This window comes from Deinococcus hopiensis KR-140, assembly GCF_900176165.1.
Lineage (GTDB): Bacteria > Deinococcota > Deinococci > Deinococcales > Deinococcaceae > Deinococcus > Deinococcus hopiensis.
In genome coordinates, this window is the sequence record NZ_FWWU01000006.1 from 130,134 (window position 1) to 145,109 (window position 14,976).

Annotated in this window: 13 protein-coding genes and 1 pseudogene; 8 read left to right on the forward strand and 6 right to left on the reverse strand. The window is 62.2% G+C overall.

The genetic code is table 11. The features are described 5' to 3' along the window. From B9A95_RS07325 to B9A95_RS07335, 3 genes are all read right to left on the reverse strand, one after another. Entirely contained in the window at nucleotides 1-1,167 is a 1,167-nt protein-coding gene (locus tag B9A95_RS07325; protein WP_084046278.1) for an ABC transporter substrate-binding protein, read from the reverse strand. A gap of 21 nt (nucleotides 1,168-1,188) precedes the next feature. Continuing rightward, a complete protein-coding gene (locus B9A95_RS07330; RefSeq protein WP_084046279.1) occupies nucleotides 1,189-1,851 on the reverse strand; it encodes a GntR family transcriptional regulator in 663 nt (220 codons plus the stop codon). 299 nt (nucleotides 1,852-2,150) lie between these two features. Continuing rightward, nucleotides 2,151-3,068: a LysR family transcriptional regulator gene (locus tag B9A95_RS07335; RefSeq protein WP_084046280.1), complete on the reverse strand. Its 918-nt coding sequence runs from the start codon at nucleotides 3,066-3,068 to the stop codon at nucleotides 2,151-2,153. 48 nt (nucleotides 3,069-3,116) lie between these two features. Here B9A95_RS07335 and B9A95_RS07340 point away from each other — a divergent pair, with 48 nt between their 5' ends. Then, the gene (locus tag B9A95_RS07340) at nucleotides 3,117-4,034 is read left to right on the forward strand and encodes a cyclase family protein (protein WP_212648269.1); all 918 of its coding nucleotides are present in this window, start codon (nucleotides 3,117-3,119) and stop codon (nucleotides 4,032-4,034) included. Continuing rightward, entirely contained in the window at nucleotides 4,031-4,921 is an 891-nt protein-coding gene (locus tag B9A95_RS07345; protein WP_084046282.1) for a DMT family transporter, read from the forward strand. Before B9A95_RS07340 ends, B9A95_RS07345 begins: the two co-directional genes overlap by 4 nt. A gap of 197 nt (nucleotides 4,922-5,118) precedes the next feature. Here B9A95_RS07345 and B9A95_RS07350 read toward each other — a convergent pair whose 3' ends face one another. Further along, nucleotides 5,119-5,730, reverse strand: a complete 612-nt coding sequence (locus B9A95_RS07350) for a class I SAM-dependent methyltransferase (protein WP_084046283.1) — start codon at nucleotides 5,728-5,730, stop codon at nucleotides 5,119-5,121. Between the two features lie 563 nt (nucleotides 5,731-6,293). Here B9A95_RS07350 and B9A95_RS07355 point away from each other — a divergent pair. The 6 genes and pseudogenes from B9A95_RS07355 to B9A95_RS35135 all read left to right on the forward strand — a co-directional run bounded on the left by B9A95_RS07355 (nucleotide 6,294) and on the right by B9A95_RS35135 (nucleotide 12,314). After that, a complete protein-coding gene (locus B9A95_RS07355) occupies nucleotides 6,294-6,878 on the forward strand; it encodes a TetR/AcrR family transcriptional regulator (RefSeq protein WP_084046284.1) in 585 nt (194 codons plus the stop codon). Between the two features lie 96 nt (nucleotides 6,879-6,974). Continuing rightward, nucleotides 6,975-8,012 carry a medium chain dehydrogenase/reductase family protein gene (locus B9A95_RS07360; RefSeq protein WP_084046285.1) on the forward strand — a complete coding sequence of 346 codons (1,038 nt, stop codon included), beginning with the start codon at nucleotides 6,975-6,977 and terminating at the stop codon, nucleotides 8,010-8,012. 532 nt (nucleotides 8,013-8,544) lie between these two features. Further along, nucleotides 8,545-9,231: a class I SAM-dependent methyltransferase gene (locus B9A95_RS07365; RefSeq protein ID WP_084046286.1), complete on the forward strand. Its 687-nt coding sequence runs from the start codon at nucleotides 8,545-8,547 to the stop codon at nucleotides 9,229-9,231. Between the two features lie 286 nt (nucleotides 9,232-9,517). Then, nucleotides 9,518-10,627: a potassium channel family protein gene (locus B9A95_RS07370; protein ID WP_084046287.1), complete on the forward strand. Its 1,110-nt coding sequence runs from the start codon at nucleotides 9,518-9,520 to the stop codon at nucleotides 10,625-10,627. A 440-nt stretch (nucleotides 10,628-11,067) separates the two neighbouring features. After that, nucleotides 11,068-11,295: pseudogene (locus tag B9A95_RS36870) on the forward strand (hypothetical protein); the annotation flags it as partial. 77 nt (nucleotides 11,296-11,372) lie between these two features. Beyond that, the gene (locus tag B9A95_RS35135; RefSeq protein ID WP_084046289.1) at nucleotides 11,373-12,314 is read left to right on the forward strand and encodes a M48 family metalloprotease; all 942 of its coding nucleotides are present in this window, start codon (nucleotides 11,373-11,375) and stop codon (nucleotides 12,312-12,314) included. A 36-nt stretch (nucleotides 12,315-12,350) separates the two neighbouring features. Here B9A95_RS35135 and B9A95_RS07385 read toward each other — a convergent pair whose 3' ends face one another. Together B9A95_RS07385 and B9A95_RS07390 are read right to left on the reverse strand one after the other, a co-directional pair. Then, nucleotides 12,351-13,769, reverse strand: coding sequence for a WGR domain-containing protein (locus tag B9A95_RS07385; protein WP_084046290.1), 1,419 nt, complete (start codon nucleotides 13,767-13,769; stop codon nucleotides 12,351-12,353). Nucleotides 13,770-13,952: 183 nt separating this feature from the next. Next, nucleotides 13,953-14,579, reverse strand: coding sequence for a C40 family peptidase (locus B9A95_RS07390; RefSeq protein ID WP_084046291.1), 627 nt, complete (start codon nucleotides 14,577-14,579; stop codon nucleotides 13,953-13,955). Nucleotides 14,580-14,976 lie beyond the last annotated feature (397 nt).

A 14,976-nucleotide genomic window follows, 5' to 3' on the forward strand; every position in this document is an offset into this window, starting at 1 on the left:
TCAGCGCTCGAACCGGATGGGGCGGGGGATGACCGACTTGGGATAGACGGGCACGAACGCGCCGCCCTGCACCTGCTGGGCCACCATCGCCAGCGGGTTCTGATTGCGGAAGCCGTCGAAGTCCTTGAACTGGATGGGGCCGAACGCCGTCTGCATGGTCAGGCCGTTGAGCGCCGCCTTCACCTTCTCGCGGTCGGTGCCGCCTGCCCGGCGAATCGCCTCGGCGGCGACGAGCACGCCCGCATACGCCTGGGCCGCGTGGTAGCTGGGGTCCTGGCCGCCCAGCGCCTTTTTCAGCTCCACGTTCAGCTTCTGGGTGCCTGCGTAGCGCAGCTGCGGAATCCAGGCGGTCGCAGTGACCACGTTCTCGGCGGCGCTTCCGGCGTCCTTGACGAACTCGGGCAGCGCGAAGCCCGCCGCGCCTCCGGCAAAGAGCCGGGGCTTGACGCCCACCTCGCGTGCCTGACGCATCAGGGCCACGCTGTCTTCGGCGTAGGACACCATCAGGATGCCGTCGGGGTTCTTGGCCTTGATGCGGTTCAGAACCGGGCGGAAGTCGGTCAGCCCCTTGTCGTAGCGCTGGTCTTCCATGAGGGTGATGCCGTAATCCCGGGCGAGGTCCTTGGCAGCGTCGGCGACGCTCTTTTCAAAAGCCCCGGTGCCCGCGATGACGGCGATGCTTTTGAACTTGTTCGCCTTGAAGATGTCCAGAATCACCCGGGCGTACTCGGTGGCAGGCTGGTTGAGCCGGTAGATGTAGTCGCTGCCCGGCTTGGTGATGTCGTCGCCACTGCTGGTAATGACCAGATTGGGCACCTTCTGCCGCGACAGGTACTGCGCCTGCGCCTTGACCAGACTGGAGGAATACTCGTTGATGACGAGCGGCACGCCTGCGTTTACGAGGCGCTCGGCGGCGGCCAGACCCTTATTCACATCGCTGGCGTTGTCCTCGATCACGAGTTCGACCTTGCGGCCGAGAATCCCACCTTTGCGGTTGACCTCGGCGACGCCGACCTTAAACCCGGCGAGTTGCATCTTGCCGAACTCGGCGAAGCGCCCGGTGACGGAGGTGATGGCCCCGATCTTGATCGTGCCCTGCGCCTGGGCACTGGAAAGGGTGGAGAGGGAAGCGGTGAGGGTCAGGGTGAGCAGGGCAGTGGGGCGCATGGGAATCTCCTTGAGCGTGAATCAGGTGTGGTGGCCCTGGGCGTGGTGGGTACGGACGGCCTGGGCCACGCGGGTCAGGTGGGCGCGCATGGCCTGTTCGGCGGCAGGGGCGTCCCGTTGCCGCAGGGCCGCCTCGATGGTGCGGTGTTCCTCGTGGCTCAGGCGCAGGTGCGGGACGGTATTCAGAAGCAGTGGTCCCGCGAGCCGCATCTCCCGCGCCAGCAGCTCCGCATGACGGGTCAGCCGCGCGTTGCCGCAGGTCTGCACGATGATCTGGTGAAAGCGCGCGTCAAGCTCCCGAAATCCCCGTGGATCTAGCGTTGCAGCGGCCCCCTGGGCGTCGAGGACGCCCCGTAGGGCCGCGAGGTCGGTGCCTGACATTCGGCTGGCGGCCAGTCCCGCCGCCAGGCTGTCCAGGGCTGCACGCAGGTCGTACAGTTCGAGCAGGTCCGCGAGGCCCAGCCGCGCCACTTCCACACCTCGGCGGGAATGCTCGACCGCGAGCCCTTCTCCGACCAGCAGCAGCACGGCCTCGCGCACCGGCGAGCGGCTGACCTGGAGGTGGCGCGCGAGTTCGGGCACGCTCAAGCGGGTACCTGGAGCGAGGTCTCCAGCCAGAATGGCCGCGCGGAGACGCTCACGCACATGGTCCACGACGCGTGCCGTGGCGATGGGTTGAAGCAAGGCGGCTCCCCTTTCTCTGGGCCAAGCGGCCCTCCCATACGGGCTCCGAAAGGTTGACGTGTACACCTGAGATGCGGCCGGAGCGAGTAGGAGAAAGTACGGACCTTGCGGTATAGCGCCGCATCGCAGGACTTTCCCGATTGTTGCGTAGTTGAGCGGAACCCAGATAAGCGCGGCGGCGCGGCGTTAACCGCAAACATTTTTCTTGTGGAACAGACGCAGTGTTACATGTAGCAGGCAACATAAGCAAGCGGGGGCGTTGCACGGGAGGGCCGAGCCGCCGCGGCATACTTGGGTCTTTATGACAAATGTTTCAGATCTCCGCTGGTCAACGATTTGGCCTCTTTGATCAGGGCTTGTACGGCGGGAGAGGCTTCTGCCAGGGAGCGCACCACGAAGCCCAGCTGACGCACCGGCCTCGGTGATACGGAGAGCAGCGCCACCCCCTCTGGTGCCCTGGGCAGCGCCAACCTCGGGACCAGGGAAATGCCCAACCCTTCCCTGATCAGACTCACCAACGTTCCCAGGTCCTGCACTTCGAAGCGCACATTCGGGGTGAGACCCTCATGCCGGTAAGCGGCCTCAATCAAATGCTCACTGCTGTACCTCGACAACACGAACGTTTCCCCTACAAGCTCCCGCACCCGGACCTCCACACGGCCGGCCAGGTACGAAGTGGCGGGGACCACCGCGCACAGCTCGTCGTGCAGCAGCGGCACCGTCTCGAATTCGGTGACCGGCAATTCCAGTAGGGCCAAGTCAATGGTGTGTGAGCCAAGCCACTCCAGGAGGCGTCCTGTTCCCTGACTGGGCTCCTCGAGCAAGACCAGTTCAACATTGGGAAACTGCCGTCCGAAGGCCGCCAGCAGCCGGGGCAGGAAATCCACCGTCGCGCTGGGAATCGAACCGATCCGTACCCGCCCTGTCACCAGGTGAGCGGCGCCCCTCGCCTCTGCCCGGATGCGCTCGAGTCGGGCGAGTACCTCACGGGCGTGAGGGAGGAGCTTTTCTCCCACCTCCGTCGGCCGTGAGCCTTGCCGACCACGCTCCAGCACCACCACACCAAGTTCCCGTTCCAGGGCGGCGACTGCGTGACTTAGGGCCGATTGGGACACTCCCAAGCGTTCGGCAGCGAGTGTAAATGAGCCGACTTCTACGATGGCGATCAGGGCTTCAAGTTGGTGGATCTGCACATGAATAAAATAGATGTTGGACATGACTTTTGTTTGTTTGATTCATCCATGCTGCGTTCGTACACTCTTGGCGTGATCACCGCAGATAGACGGGTGCAGTTTGATTTCGAAGTGGATTTCTCAAATGGCGGCGGTCTACAGGGCCAGGACTTCCGCCTTGACCTCGCGCAAGGAGAAATCAGCGATCAGGATCTCGCCGATTACATCGTGAGGGACCTGCGCCTGCTGATGGTCCGCAAGGTACGGATCCTCAACAAACGCCTCATCTCAGAGCAGCACAAGCGGAGCGCAAAGCCAGCGACGACCCCCACACGGGGATCCGGAAAAGAACCGCGCTTCGTGGATCTCAGCCACACCATTGTTGAGGGCATGGTGACCTACCAGGGCTTCCCTGCCCCGCTTGTCTGCGACTTCCTCAACCGTGAGGCCTCGCGACAGCAGTACGCCGAGGGCACAACCTTCCAAATCGGGAAAATTGAAATGGTCGGCAATACCGGCACGTACCTTGATAGTCCCTTTCACCGGTACGCTGATGGGAAAGACCTCTCTGAACTCGACCTTGCCTGCCTGGCTGACCTCGATGCTCTGGTGGTTCGCGTGACCGGAACGGATGGTCGGGCGGTAGACCGGGAAGCGTTCGTGTCGTCAGACGTCCGTGGCAAAGCGGTGCTCGTCCACACGGGTTGGGCGCAGCACTGGGGGAGTGAGCGCTACTTTGAAGGGCACCCTTTCCTCACCGAAGCGGCCGCCATTTACCTCAAGGAGCAGGGGGCGATTCTCGTTGGCATTGACTCTCTCAACATTGACGACACGAGCGGCGGAACAAGACCGGTACACTCCACGCTTCTGGGAGCGGAGATTCTGATCGTTGAGCACCTGCGCGGGCTGGAGCAACTGCCCACGTCAGGGTTTACCTTCAGCGCCGTGCCCGTGAAGGTCAAGGGGATGGGCACATTTCCCGTGCGCGCCTTCGCCACCCTCCGCGGGTGAAAGCAAAGCACCTGGGCGTTATCTGCGCCCTGGGAGCGGCCCTCACGTTTTCTACACTGTCAATCTTCGGAAAGCTTGCGCCGGAATTCGGGCTGAGCACAACCACACTGCTGTTCTGGCGCTTTGTACTGGCCAGCGGCGTGTTATGGAGCTTTTCGTATCGGGTGGGCTTGACCCAGCCGCTCCAACTCCGCACAGTTGCCCTGGGCCTGCTCTACGCAGCGCAGACCACGCTGTACTTCACGGCCCTTGCGCACCTCTCCGCGGGCACGACCGCACTCATCCTGTACCTGAGCCCAGCTCTGGTACTGGGCCTAACGTGGGTGAGCGGCAGACGCCCGGCGGCGGCCCACCTCGTTGCTGCAGCCTGCGCTTTGCTGGGCGTCGTGGTGCTGGCAGGGCAAGCGGACACGACCGATCAAAGCGTGTTGGGCTGGATCCTGGCCCTCAGCTCCTCCTTTTGCTACGCGCTTTACCTGTTTCTGGGAGAGCGGCTCCTGAACGGCGCAGCCGCTGTACCCGTCACGGCCCACACAACGCTCGGAACAGCGCTGGGCCTCGGATTGCTGGGGTGGCACACCCAGCAGTTACATCTTCCCTCGACGGTACAGCAGTGGAGCTTGACTGGTGTCGTTGCGCTGTTCCCAACGGTACTGGCCCTTCCCGCAACGCTCTTCGCCTCCCAGCGATTGGGGGCAGACCGCACAGCGCTGCTGCTCGTCCTGGAACCAGTCTTCGTCCTGGTCCTCGCCGCTGCACTGCTGCATGAGCCTGTCGGTCCAGCGCAGTGGTCCGGAGGAGGGTTGATCTTGCTCGGTGCTGTACTGGTGGCCCGAGCACCCATGATGCGAACAACTGCACCTGCGGAAAACGAGGGTCATGCCTGAGTCCCTTGCGTAACGGAGGTGGACGTGAGGACCGCTTTGCCTGGCTGGTGACGGCGTACGAACAGTCAGGGGCGCAACTTCACACGGAGGCCGTCCGGAGGTGCCCGCCAGTTCCTCCGGCCGCTCATTTGTGGGTTGTGCATCTGCCGTGCTCGGGCCAATCCAGATTGGAAGAGTGCCGTGGTAGCACCTGGCCTTCACTTTACAAAGACGAACGTGGCCAGATGGAGGCGGTCGGGTAAAATTCCAGGCGCGAAGGTGGGCTCCGGTAGCGCATATGTCCGGGCAATGTCGCAAATGGCTTTAGGAGACAAGTTCACAGCCAGATAGATGTCTTGACGTGCTGGCTGCAAACCAGCTTCTTGCAAAACCCTCTGGGTCATCGGGTCATTCCCTTCCGGGGGAGGGCCAAAGAGGGACCAGAACATCATCAGGTGCGATCCGCCCTGTACTGCGACCACCAACTTGCCACCAGGTTGGAGAACCCGCAGCGCTTCACGGAGTGCTTGCGTTGAATCAGTGACGTGAAATAGGCTGCGGACGAACAGAACCACCTCAAAGGACGCATCCGGAAAAGCAAGTGTCTCGGCTTGACCGCAGAGCACTCCAGGGCCTGGCACAGGATCGAGCCCCACCCGTACACCCTGATGGCCACGCTCGTGTAAGCACATGAGGAGCTGGCCCGCGCCGGCTCCGATATCCAGGATGTCGCTGTTGATTGGCAGATCGAGAGCGTCCAGCAACGGCCGGTAGGGCCAGCGTTGGCCACAGAGCTCGGAGAGCAGAGCATCACGATGGGCCAAGGTCATATCCCCAGCGTAGTGGAAGAGGCCTTTTTAATTTCCTGGAAGGAAGGCACTGTACCTGATCCACAAGTTCTCCTCCCGCATCCTGAGTAAAGGAATTGCTTTTAAGGTGGGGTATGCCGGACACGCTTCCGGAGAAGGATCTCGCCGAGGGTATCCGGAAACATGCTGAGCAATTCGAGCATCCTGTAACTGAGAACCGCGCCCTTTGAGCAAAAAACGTGCGGCTGAAAAAGCGGATTGAAGAACTGGAGCGCAAAAACCGGAAGTGCGCCGCACCTCACAGCCGGGAGACGCGCAAGACAGACCCAAAATCGCCTGAGGCGCGGATCAACTGCCCGCTTCAAGCGGGGCTCGGCAGACCGCCAAGATCACGCTGACGTTCTTCGCCCGTGGACCGCAAAACGCGGTGTACCCGGGCATGGGAGCGACTCCCGTTTCGGTTTCCAGCAGTTCGGCGCAAGTGGTCAGCCCCTACGCGGGGAGAATGGGCCCACCCTCAGTCGCCGCGCACTGTCTCGTCCTCCCACTTGCTCTCCTCAGCTGGTGAGTGTACACTCACTCACATGACGCCTGTCAACAGCCCTCTTTCCACGGCCGAAGCGCGCCGTGAAACAGTCCTGAGAAGTGCTGTGGTCGTCTTCGCCCGCTCCGGTTACCTGGGCACACCCATCACCGCCGTGGCCGAGCATGCCGGGATTTCCCCCGCCTACGTCTTCAAGCTCTTCCCCAGCAAAGAGGCCCTGTTCGTCGCCACGCTTGACCGTTGTTTTCACCTTGTGGAGGCGGCGCTGATTCGCGGCGCCCAGGCCAGTACCGATCAGACACCGGAGGGCGTCGTGTGGGCCATGGGAGGCGCCTACGCCGAGCTGATCTCCGACCGTTCCCTCATCATGCTGCAAGTCCACGCCCAATCCGCGGCGGACGTTCCAGAGATCGGTACAGCCCTGCGAAAGGGGCTGCAACGGATCACGACTTTCGTCAAAAGTCGCTCTGGCGCCTCCGATGAGGCGGTTCAACGGTTCATGGCGTACGGCCAGTTGTGTCACCTCATTGTTACGGCTGCCCTCGATGCCGAGGACGCCCCCTGGGCACAGCTCCTCACCTCCGGCTTCCGCCATCCCCCAGACGTCGGCTCTGAGCGCCCCTAGGGTCCACGCTTTAGCCAGGTCAAGCCCTTCTTCCTATAGTGAGTGATCAGTCACGCAATAACATCTTTTCAAGCCTTTCCTAGCAGGAGCACCCTCATGATCAACGCCAGCACTCTGACCACCGAAATTGTGATGCCCGGCCTCGTCCAACCCTCCGGTTTACAACTTCGGGAACGCGCCCTTCCCATCCCCGTCGCAGGTCAGGCTTTGGTCCAGATTGACGCCAGCGGCGTGTCCTTCGCCGAGCAATCCATGCGGCGTGGCCTTTACCCTGGACAGCCGAAATTCCCCTTCGTCCCCGGCTACGACTTTGTGGGCACGGTGCGCGCTGTGGGCCCAGGCATTGACGGGCACCTTATTGGGACGCGGGTCGCTGCCGTGACCAAGACTGGCGGGTGGGCCACCCACACCCTCGTCCCCGCGACCGACCTGGTGCCCGTCCCACCCGCCCTCGATCCGGCCCTGGTCGAAGCGGTGCTCGTCAATGGCGTGACGGCGTGGCAGATGCTGTACCGCCAGGCGCACGTCAAGGCAGGTCAGACCATCCTGGTTCACGGTGCCAATGGCGGCGTCGGCACGGTCCTGAGTCAGCTCGCCCTCCACGCCGGGGTCCGGGTCATTGGCACCGCCGCGCCAAGGCACCACGGTGCCCTGCAGGCGATGGGGGTCGAACCTGTGGATTACAGTGCTCGGGACCTGGCGGCGCGTGTCCGGAATCTGGCCCCCGGGGGCGTCGACGCGGCCTTCGACCACCTCGGCCTGGAGAGTACGCACGTCTCCTTCAGTTTACTGGCCCGTGGTGGGAGCCTCATCGCGTACGGCAACGCGGCGGCCCTCAACGGCACAGACTCAATGGTCAGCGTCTTTGTGAAACTGATGGCCCAGCTCACGCTCTGGAACGCGCTCCCCAACACGCACCACGTCGCGTTCTACAACTTCTGGGCCGGTCATTCCGTGGGCCGGGCGGCCTTCCGTCGCCGGTTTCACCAGGACCTGTTGGCGGTGCTGGACCTGCTGGAGCAGGGCGCCATTACCCCACGCATTGCCGCCCGGTTTCCGCTGAGCGAGGCGGCCGCGGCGCTGGAACTCGCAGAATCCCGCACGGTGCAGGGCAAGGTGGTGATCGTCCCCTGAGCGGGGTGCCTGCCCCACAGGCCCAAATGAACCCGTGACCTGCAATCAGTGCCCAGACAAACCTCCCGGGCGTGGGCGAGCCGCCGCAAGCGGCGAGGCCGAGCAGCAGGGCAATGAGACCCAGGGATCGGTTCTCCGCGCTCATACCTACCCGGTCCGCTGTTCGAGCCCCGAGCGGTGCGTGCCGATCTTACGCAGCAGGTTCATTTGCGTCTATCTCTTGGGAATTGAGGCGTCAATGCGGCAGCAGCAAGGCGAGGCGCTTGATCAAGCCGGAGAGCGGGGCAGGGGACAATTCGTGTGCGTTCAGGGCTCTGGTGGTGTGTTTCAAAGGTCCTTTAACAGTTTCGCAAGGTGAGGCGCGAGTCATCTACCCGCTTCGCCTGTTCTGCAACTGTCAACGTTTTTCTGGAACGGACCACCAGAGAAGGCTGGGCTGAGGCTTCACTGTACGCTTACCGCTCGACAGAACCGCTCCAGCTGATTAAATGACAGATGTAGCGCGGTCCATCGTATGGCTCAATGAACGCCTATGACCTGGCAATTTGATGAAGCAAAGGCAGCAGGACCCGAACACCTCGCTGCAGAGCACGTGACAGCCTATGACCGGAAAGCGCGGTTCGACCCCACCTCTGAGCTACAGCTCCTCCAGGCCTTGGGCTTGAGCTCGACCTCTGAGGTGCTGGATCTGGGCGCGGGGACCGGAGAATTCGCGCTTGCAGCGGCGAAGATGTGCCGCCGCGTGGTGGCTGTAGATATTTCACAAACCATGCTCAAGGTGCTCCACCGCAAGGCGTTGCAAGCCCTTGCCACCAATCTGGAAGTCGTAAACAGCGGACTCCTTCAATTCGTTCCAGACGGTGACTTTGATTTCGTCTACTGCCGGAACACCTTGCATCACCTCCCGGATTTCTGGAAGGTTCAGGCCTTAGGGCGGATGCACGCCGCATTGCGTCCTGGTGGCGTCCTTCGCCTCCGTGATCTGGCGTTCTCTTTTGAACCTCAGGAAAGCGGCGTCCGGATTGAGGCCTGGTTGACCCAGGCTGAGCAGCAACCGGGAGGTTTCCCACGGGCAGAACTCGAAGCCCACGTGCGCGGAGAATTCAGTACCTTTACCTGGCTTCTTGAACCCATGCTGGTGCGTACTGGTTTTGCTCTTGAATCGGTGGTGTACAGTCCATCGGGAATTTTCGCGGCTTACGTCTGCCGTCGCCTCTGAATACGCCCCGAAGTACAGAGAGAAACCACTTCCTCTAAATGTCAGGATTTCTCGCTGACAGGCAAAAGGTGGCGGGGAAGGATGCTCGCGATGAATTCACATTCTGGCCATGCCTTCTGGCCCATCTGGAATGGCCTGCTCTACGCCCCTCCCCCACGCGGGGCAGCCCCAGGCCCCCAGGCCACCAATGTTTTTGGTCATTCGTATGGGCATCACCAGCGCGTGGTGGACAAGTGAGAGGTGACGCGAAAGCCCTCCCAGCGTCTTCCTTTCACGCTGAGACAGTATGTCTGTACTGACCCTCCTCGCGGGCGTCCTGCTGCTGCTGCTGCTGCTGCGGGACGTCTACGTCACCGTGTTCGTGGCGCGGGGGCCTGCAGGACCCATCACGGGTCGCCTGTACGTGTACGCCTGGCAGCTCTGGCACCGATTGTTCGGGCACAGCACACCCGAAGCCAGGCGGCGGCTGTCTCATCTGGGTCCCCTGCTGGTGCCGCTCACCATTCTGATCTGGGCCTTCGTGCTGTGGTTGGGGTTCGCCTTGATCTTCCTGCCCTACGCGCGGCAATTTCAACTGGATGGTGCCGCGCCTTTTCCGGGTTGGTTCAATGCGTTGTACATCAGTGGGTACAGCATCACCACCTTGGGTATCGGTGACGTGACACCGACCGGTATGGCGCTGAGATTGGTTATGGTTCTGGCGGGCGCGACGGGTTTCATCCTGATTACGGTTGCGGTCACCTACCTCCTGTCCGTATCGGGAGCGCTGGGACGGATGACGTCCCTGTCCTTTGAGATTTACCGCTTTGTTGGCCGAGATGAAGGATATGGGCCGGTCAACGTCCTGATCGTCGCTGCGCGTACCCAGTCCCATGATGAACTGACAAACTGGTTGGGGAGTACCGCCTCGGCTCTGTCCCAAGTGGTGCAGTCGGAAGATGAATTTCCGCTGCTGCACTACTTTCATATGCCGAACGAGCGGGCCATGCCGCTCGCCCTCGCGGACCTGCTGGAAATCGTGACCCTCTGCCGAACCCTGCTGGACCCGGAGGTGTATCCCGTGGTGACGCAGGGACTGGTGAGCGCGGGAACGCAACGGATCGTCATGCGGTACTTCCACGCGCTTCGCCCTAAGTACGAACGCATTCAGGTGGAAGCTGGACGTGTCGAACAGGACCGGCAAAGGCGGTTCGAAGCGTCTTGGGCAGCGCTCGAAGCCGGTGGGGTCAGGCTGCGCACGAAAGGCGAAGCCTGGCAGCGGTACTGGGAGCTTCGGCAGGAGTGGGATACGCAGAGCGCAAGTTTGTGCCTGCAATTTGGCTACCCGTGCCTGGAGGACTGGCCCGCTCTCCCCGGACGTCAACCTGGAGCCCGGAAGGACTTCGTGGAGGATTGAGCGACACGCCGGGTTGTCCAGGCGCTCGTCTGATGCGGGCTCCAGATCACCCGTTCCGTCCGCTCTGCAAACGATTCAATCGGATTTTGTCCAACCCGCTCTCCCCTTGGTGTTCCGCGAGACCCTTCTCTACCTCCCGGTCCAAGCCCGGCCATGGTGACCAGCTGCCATGTAGGCCAAGTCCACTCACGCTCACGGCGAGCAGCGTTGATCCCCAGTTGGCCCAACTTGTAACGCCCCCGCCGCACAGGCTTCCCACACGGGGAACAGGAGCGCTTATCCTCGCCCGTTCCACACCCCGGTCGGCCATTCATCCATTCCTTCCAAAGGACGTCTCATGACGCAGCGCGCCCTGCACTACTACCCCTGCCTGCAGAGCTCCTCCTACGAACACCCGGAAGACCGCCGTTTGCCCGCCTCCATCAAGGCCGTCAAGGGCTTTGACCAGCTGGTCAGAGCCTTCTACCGAGCCGGCCGAATACGCCCTCAACCTTATTGACAACGTCCGCGTCACCCCCCACCAGTACCCGCAGCTCTACCTGCTGTTCAAGTGGGCCGTCAAAGCCCTCGACTCGACGTGCCCGAACCCGGAACTCTTCGTTGACCAGAGCCAGGGCGTCAGCGCCCATACAGCAGGTACCAAGCACCCCCACACCGTCGTCAATGCGGGCTTGCTCGAGACCTTTACCGAGGACGAAATCCTGTTCGTCCTCGCGCACGAACTGGGCACATCAAGTCTGGGCATGTGCTGTATACGACCCTCTCGCGGTTTCTCGCCGCGGTGCTCTCCTCGTCGTTGGGCGGCATTCCCTTCCTCGGTCCAGCCTTCGCCCAGGCCCTCCAGCTCGGCTTCCTGCGCTGGTCCCGGCAGGCCGAGTTCACCGCGGACCCCGCCGCTCACCTCGTCGTCAATGACCCAACCGTCGCCCGGAGCGTGATGCTTAAACTGGCCGGCGACTGCCCTGGGGGGCTCCGCTTTCAGGTGCTGGCCCCTGGTTTTCCTCAACCAGATCAGGACGGCAGCCCCGTGGAGACGCCGTACCCGGTCCTGCTACGTCAACTCAACGTACGTCATCTGGCGCTGGAAAAACAGGCAGGGCTGGAGACGTTTCTGGCGCAGGTGGGTGAGGTGGTGGCGGAGGAGGAGTTCGGCCTGGTACCCACGGCTCCCACCCCCGCTGATGGGGCAGCGCTGCTCAAAGCGGGCATTCTCAATCCTGAAGAGCATGCACGCGCGGTGACCCGCCTTAAAACTTTGGACGAGATGGACGGCTTTCCTACCTGGAGCATGTGTCAACGTGCGGACTCCTTTTTGACCGAGTCCGGCGAGCGAACCGGAATGCGCATGGGGAGAATGGGGCGCCGTGAGGAGTGCCCCTCCACGCGCGGCGCCATTCGGACAACTGCGCGAAGCATCCGGCTAACTCGGAACGAGAAAAAAGGCAACCTGACCCTTGAGGAGTTGCCGGCAAAGAAGCCCGCCGTCTTGAAGAAGCTCCGAGAGCAGCGGCGGAAATGGCCGCGGGAATGTGCGCACCGCAAGATCTGCCTGGGCAGCAGCAACACCGTTGGACCCCAACGGCGAGTACCGCTGCCGTTCGGGAGAGGTCAGGTGCTGGCAATGATTCTCAGCAAGGCGTTCGTGCCCGCGGACGACGCGCACTTCACCGACAAGTCTCCACCCTGACTCCAATTGACTCCCGGCGCGGGTCTTCTCCGGGGTTCAGGCGCTCAAACGGCGAATCTCCCCGACCACCCGGTAGAAACCTCCGGCGTCAAGCAGGCCGTCCACGACGTAGCGCGCACCCTCTTCGCGCAGGTCACGCGGAAACTGCACGTTCCAGGCCTGAAAGCCGCCTCCAACGGGCTGAACACGGAGCTTGACTCCGTCCCGCACGCACACCAGCACGACGCGCCCTCCCGCTTCCGCGGTCACGGGCAGGGCCGTCTGCGGGGCGCGCACTTCGAGCGCAGCGGCCATTTTGACGTCCCGGACCTGCGGCGTCACGCCCTGCTGCGCCGCTTGAATGGCGGCCTCGCTGGCGTCCACCGCTGCCAGAAAGCCTTGTGAGGTGACGATGTAAAGCCGCTGCTGCGCGTACTGCATGCTCAGCGCACTTCCGCAGCCGCTCCCGAGCTTCCACAGGCGGGTGCCGTCCTGCGCGAAGCAGTACAGCGCACCGGAACTGTCCCCGGCGAACACGTACTCGCCCTTGGGGCTGGTCGCGCACGACAGGATGGTCCCGTCACACGCGTAATCGGCTTCGTGGACGCCAGCCTTGGAGAAGCGCTGCACCAGGTTCGCGGTGGTGCCCGCGTATACCGAGGCGCCTTCCTGCCAGCCGAACAGCACGCCGCCCCGCGTGGACTTCTCCCAGAGGGAAACACCCGTCGTCCGGTCGAACATCCCCACGCCCTTGCTGTGGCCGTAGTAGACGCCCTGGTCATCCACCCGGACCATCCACCCCATGGAGCCCTTCTGGTCAACGTTGCCCCACTGCTGGTCACTTTCAGCATCAAAGGCGTACACGCTGCCCGCGCTGTCACTTACGCCCAGCATGCCCTTGTGAATGTCGAGCCACAGCAGCGCCGCGCCTGCGGTCACCTCATAGGCCACGAAGGGCAGCTTGCCACTCAGGTCGTACACGTTGCCGTCGTCACACCCCGCGAAGGTCCACTGCCCGTCGCGTACCAGGCATTTCACACCGTCTGGAAGCTTGAACTTGAGGTCAGGCTCCCCCTCCAGGGTCAGCCCATACACCTCCCCGCGTTCATTTCCCACCCAGGCGCGGTCAGCGTCCACGAATACCCCGAAGGCCATCGCGCCAGACTGAAAACGCCACAACACCGGAGCGCTCTTCTTCGTCGTGGCTTTGCCCTCGGTAATGGTGCGGCGCATGACGCCGCGTTTGGGCGTGGTCCCCTCGACCGCGTCGGCATACCCTTTGCGGCGCTTCTCGGCCGCTTTCTTCAGGGCTTCAGCCTCGGCCTTCTGGGGCGTGGGGAAGGTCTTGACCTGCTTTTGCCCGTCTGTTCCGATCCGGCCGTACCGCGCGGTGAGTTCCGCACCGCTCACCGACACTTCGTAGAACTTGTGCTCGGCGCCGTTGGGGTCAGAATATTCCAGGTAAATGCGTTCCACCTCGCAAAGGTATCCGTTTTGACCAGAAGCCGTCCAGGGAAAAAGGGAGCAAGGCGAGCGTGACGCCGGCGCCCTACCGCTGAGGTGCACCTGCACGGTGGCGCCCCGGTGCTGAGGAATAAAAAGAACGTCCCTGCCTTGAGGCAGGGACGTGTTTGTCGTGAACGTCCTGGCAAGCCTGTGTCAACTCAGGACGCGGCGTGCACCGAGGTAGCGGGCGGCCCAGTAGGCATTGCTGAGCATCGGTTCGATCACGGTGCGGCCCTGGTAGCTGTTGGCGTTTGCCATCATGCCGCCGCCGACATACACGCCAACGTGACTGACGCCATGTCCCAGGGTATTGAAAAACACCAGGTCACCCGCCTGCAGGTCCCGGCTGTTCACGGCCTGCCCAACGTTCCACTGGGCTGCGGCCGTACGCGGCAACTGAATACCCATCTGTTGAAACACCTGCCGGGTAAAGGCAGAGCAGTCGATGCCACCCTTGCCCGTGCCGCCGAGAGCATAGCGGATGCCCAGGAAGCGGGAGGCAGCCGTGCGAACGAAAGCACTTCCTTTGGATGTGGATAAGCCCGTTGCTTGCGCCCGCGGCCAAGCAGTCGGGGCAGCGACATTGCCGAGATTGAGACGCTGCCCAACTTTGACGGTCGTACTGGGCAGGCGGTTAAGCCGCATTAAATCGGCCGGCTCGGTATGATGGGCAACCGCGATCTTAGACAGTGTGTCGCCAGGTTTCACGGTGTAGGTGAGGGCGGAAGCACCGGGAGTACAGAGTGCGAGGACAGTCAGGAGGGAGCGCAAGGCATTCATCGACGAGCCAAGTTTAACAAATCTTTATTTAACTTACCTTAATTAAAGGGAAAAACCCCGTTTTTTATGCGCCTCACGTGAATAATGCACCAGCAGAGACGATGAAATCGGCAAAAATCGACATCATTCCTTAGAATTCTTAAAAACTTACTTATTGCTTACATTTTTAGAGAATTCCGTCTAGCACGCCAATTTGGCGTGAATCCGGTTTCACTTGTGCTCATTTCTCTCATTTTAAGGCGCATGCGGTGGAACATCGGTGGCTGCACCAGCGCCTAGAGCAGTTGTCCGGATGGCGCGTAGAAGGGCGCCCCTCAGGGTTCCCCATTCTCCCCCTTGCGCATTTCGTTCGCCGGGCTTGGTCAAAAAGAAGTCCGCGCGTTGATACATGCGCCAA

What these genes read in the sequence shown, in the direction of transcription:
- B9A95_RS07390 (WP_084046291.1), bottom strand. Translation starts at nt 14,579, where the DNA reads ATGAATGCCTTGCGCTCCCTCCTGACTGTCCTCGCACTCTGTACTCCC.
- B9A95_RS07325 (WP_084046278.1), bottom strand. Translation starts at nt 1,167, where the DNA reads ATGCGCCCCACTGCCCTGCTCACCCTGACCCTCACCGCTTCCCTCTCC.
- B9A95_RS07370 (WP_084046287.1), top strand. Translation starts at nt 9,518, where the DNA reads ATGTCTGTACTGACCCTCCTCGCGGGCGTCCTGCTGCTGCTGCTGCTG.
- B9A95_RS07360 (WP_084046285.1), top strand. Translation starts at nt 6,975, where the DNA reads ATGATCAACGCCAGCACTCTGACCACCGAAATTGTGATGCCCGGCCTC.
- B9A95_RS07335 (WP_084046280.1), bottom strand. Translation starts at nt 3,068, where the DNA reads ATGTCCAACATCTATTTTATTCATGTGCAGATCCACCAACTTGAAGCC.
- B9A95_RS07350 (WP_084046283.1), bottom strand. Translation starts at nt 5,730, where the DNA reads ATGACCTTGGCCCATCGTGATGCTCTGCTCTCCGAGCTCTGTGGCCAA.
- B9A95_RS07365 (WP_084046286.1), top strand. Translation starts at nt 8,545, where the DNA reads ATGACCTGGCAATTTGATGAAGCAAAGGCAGCAGGACCCGAACACCTC.
- B9A95_RS07355 (WP_084046284.1), top strand. Translation starts at nt 6,294, where the DNA reads ATGACGCCTGTCAACAGCCCTCTTTCCACGGCCGAAGCGCGCCGTGAA.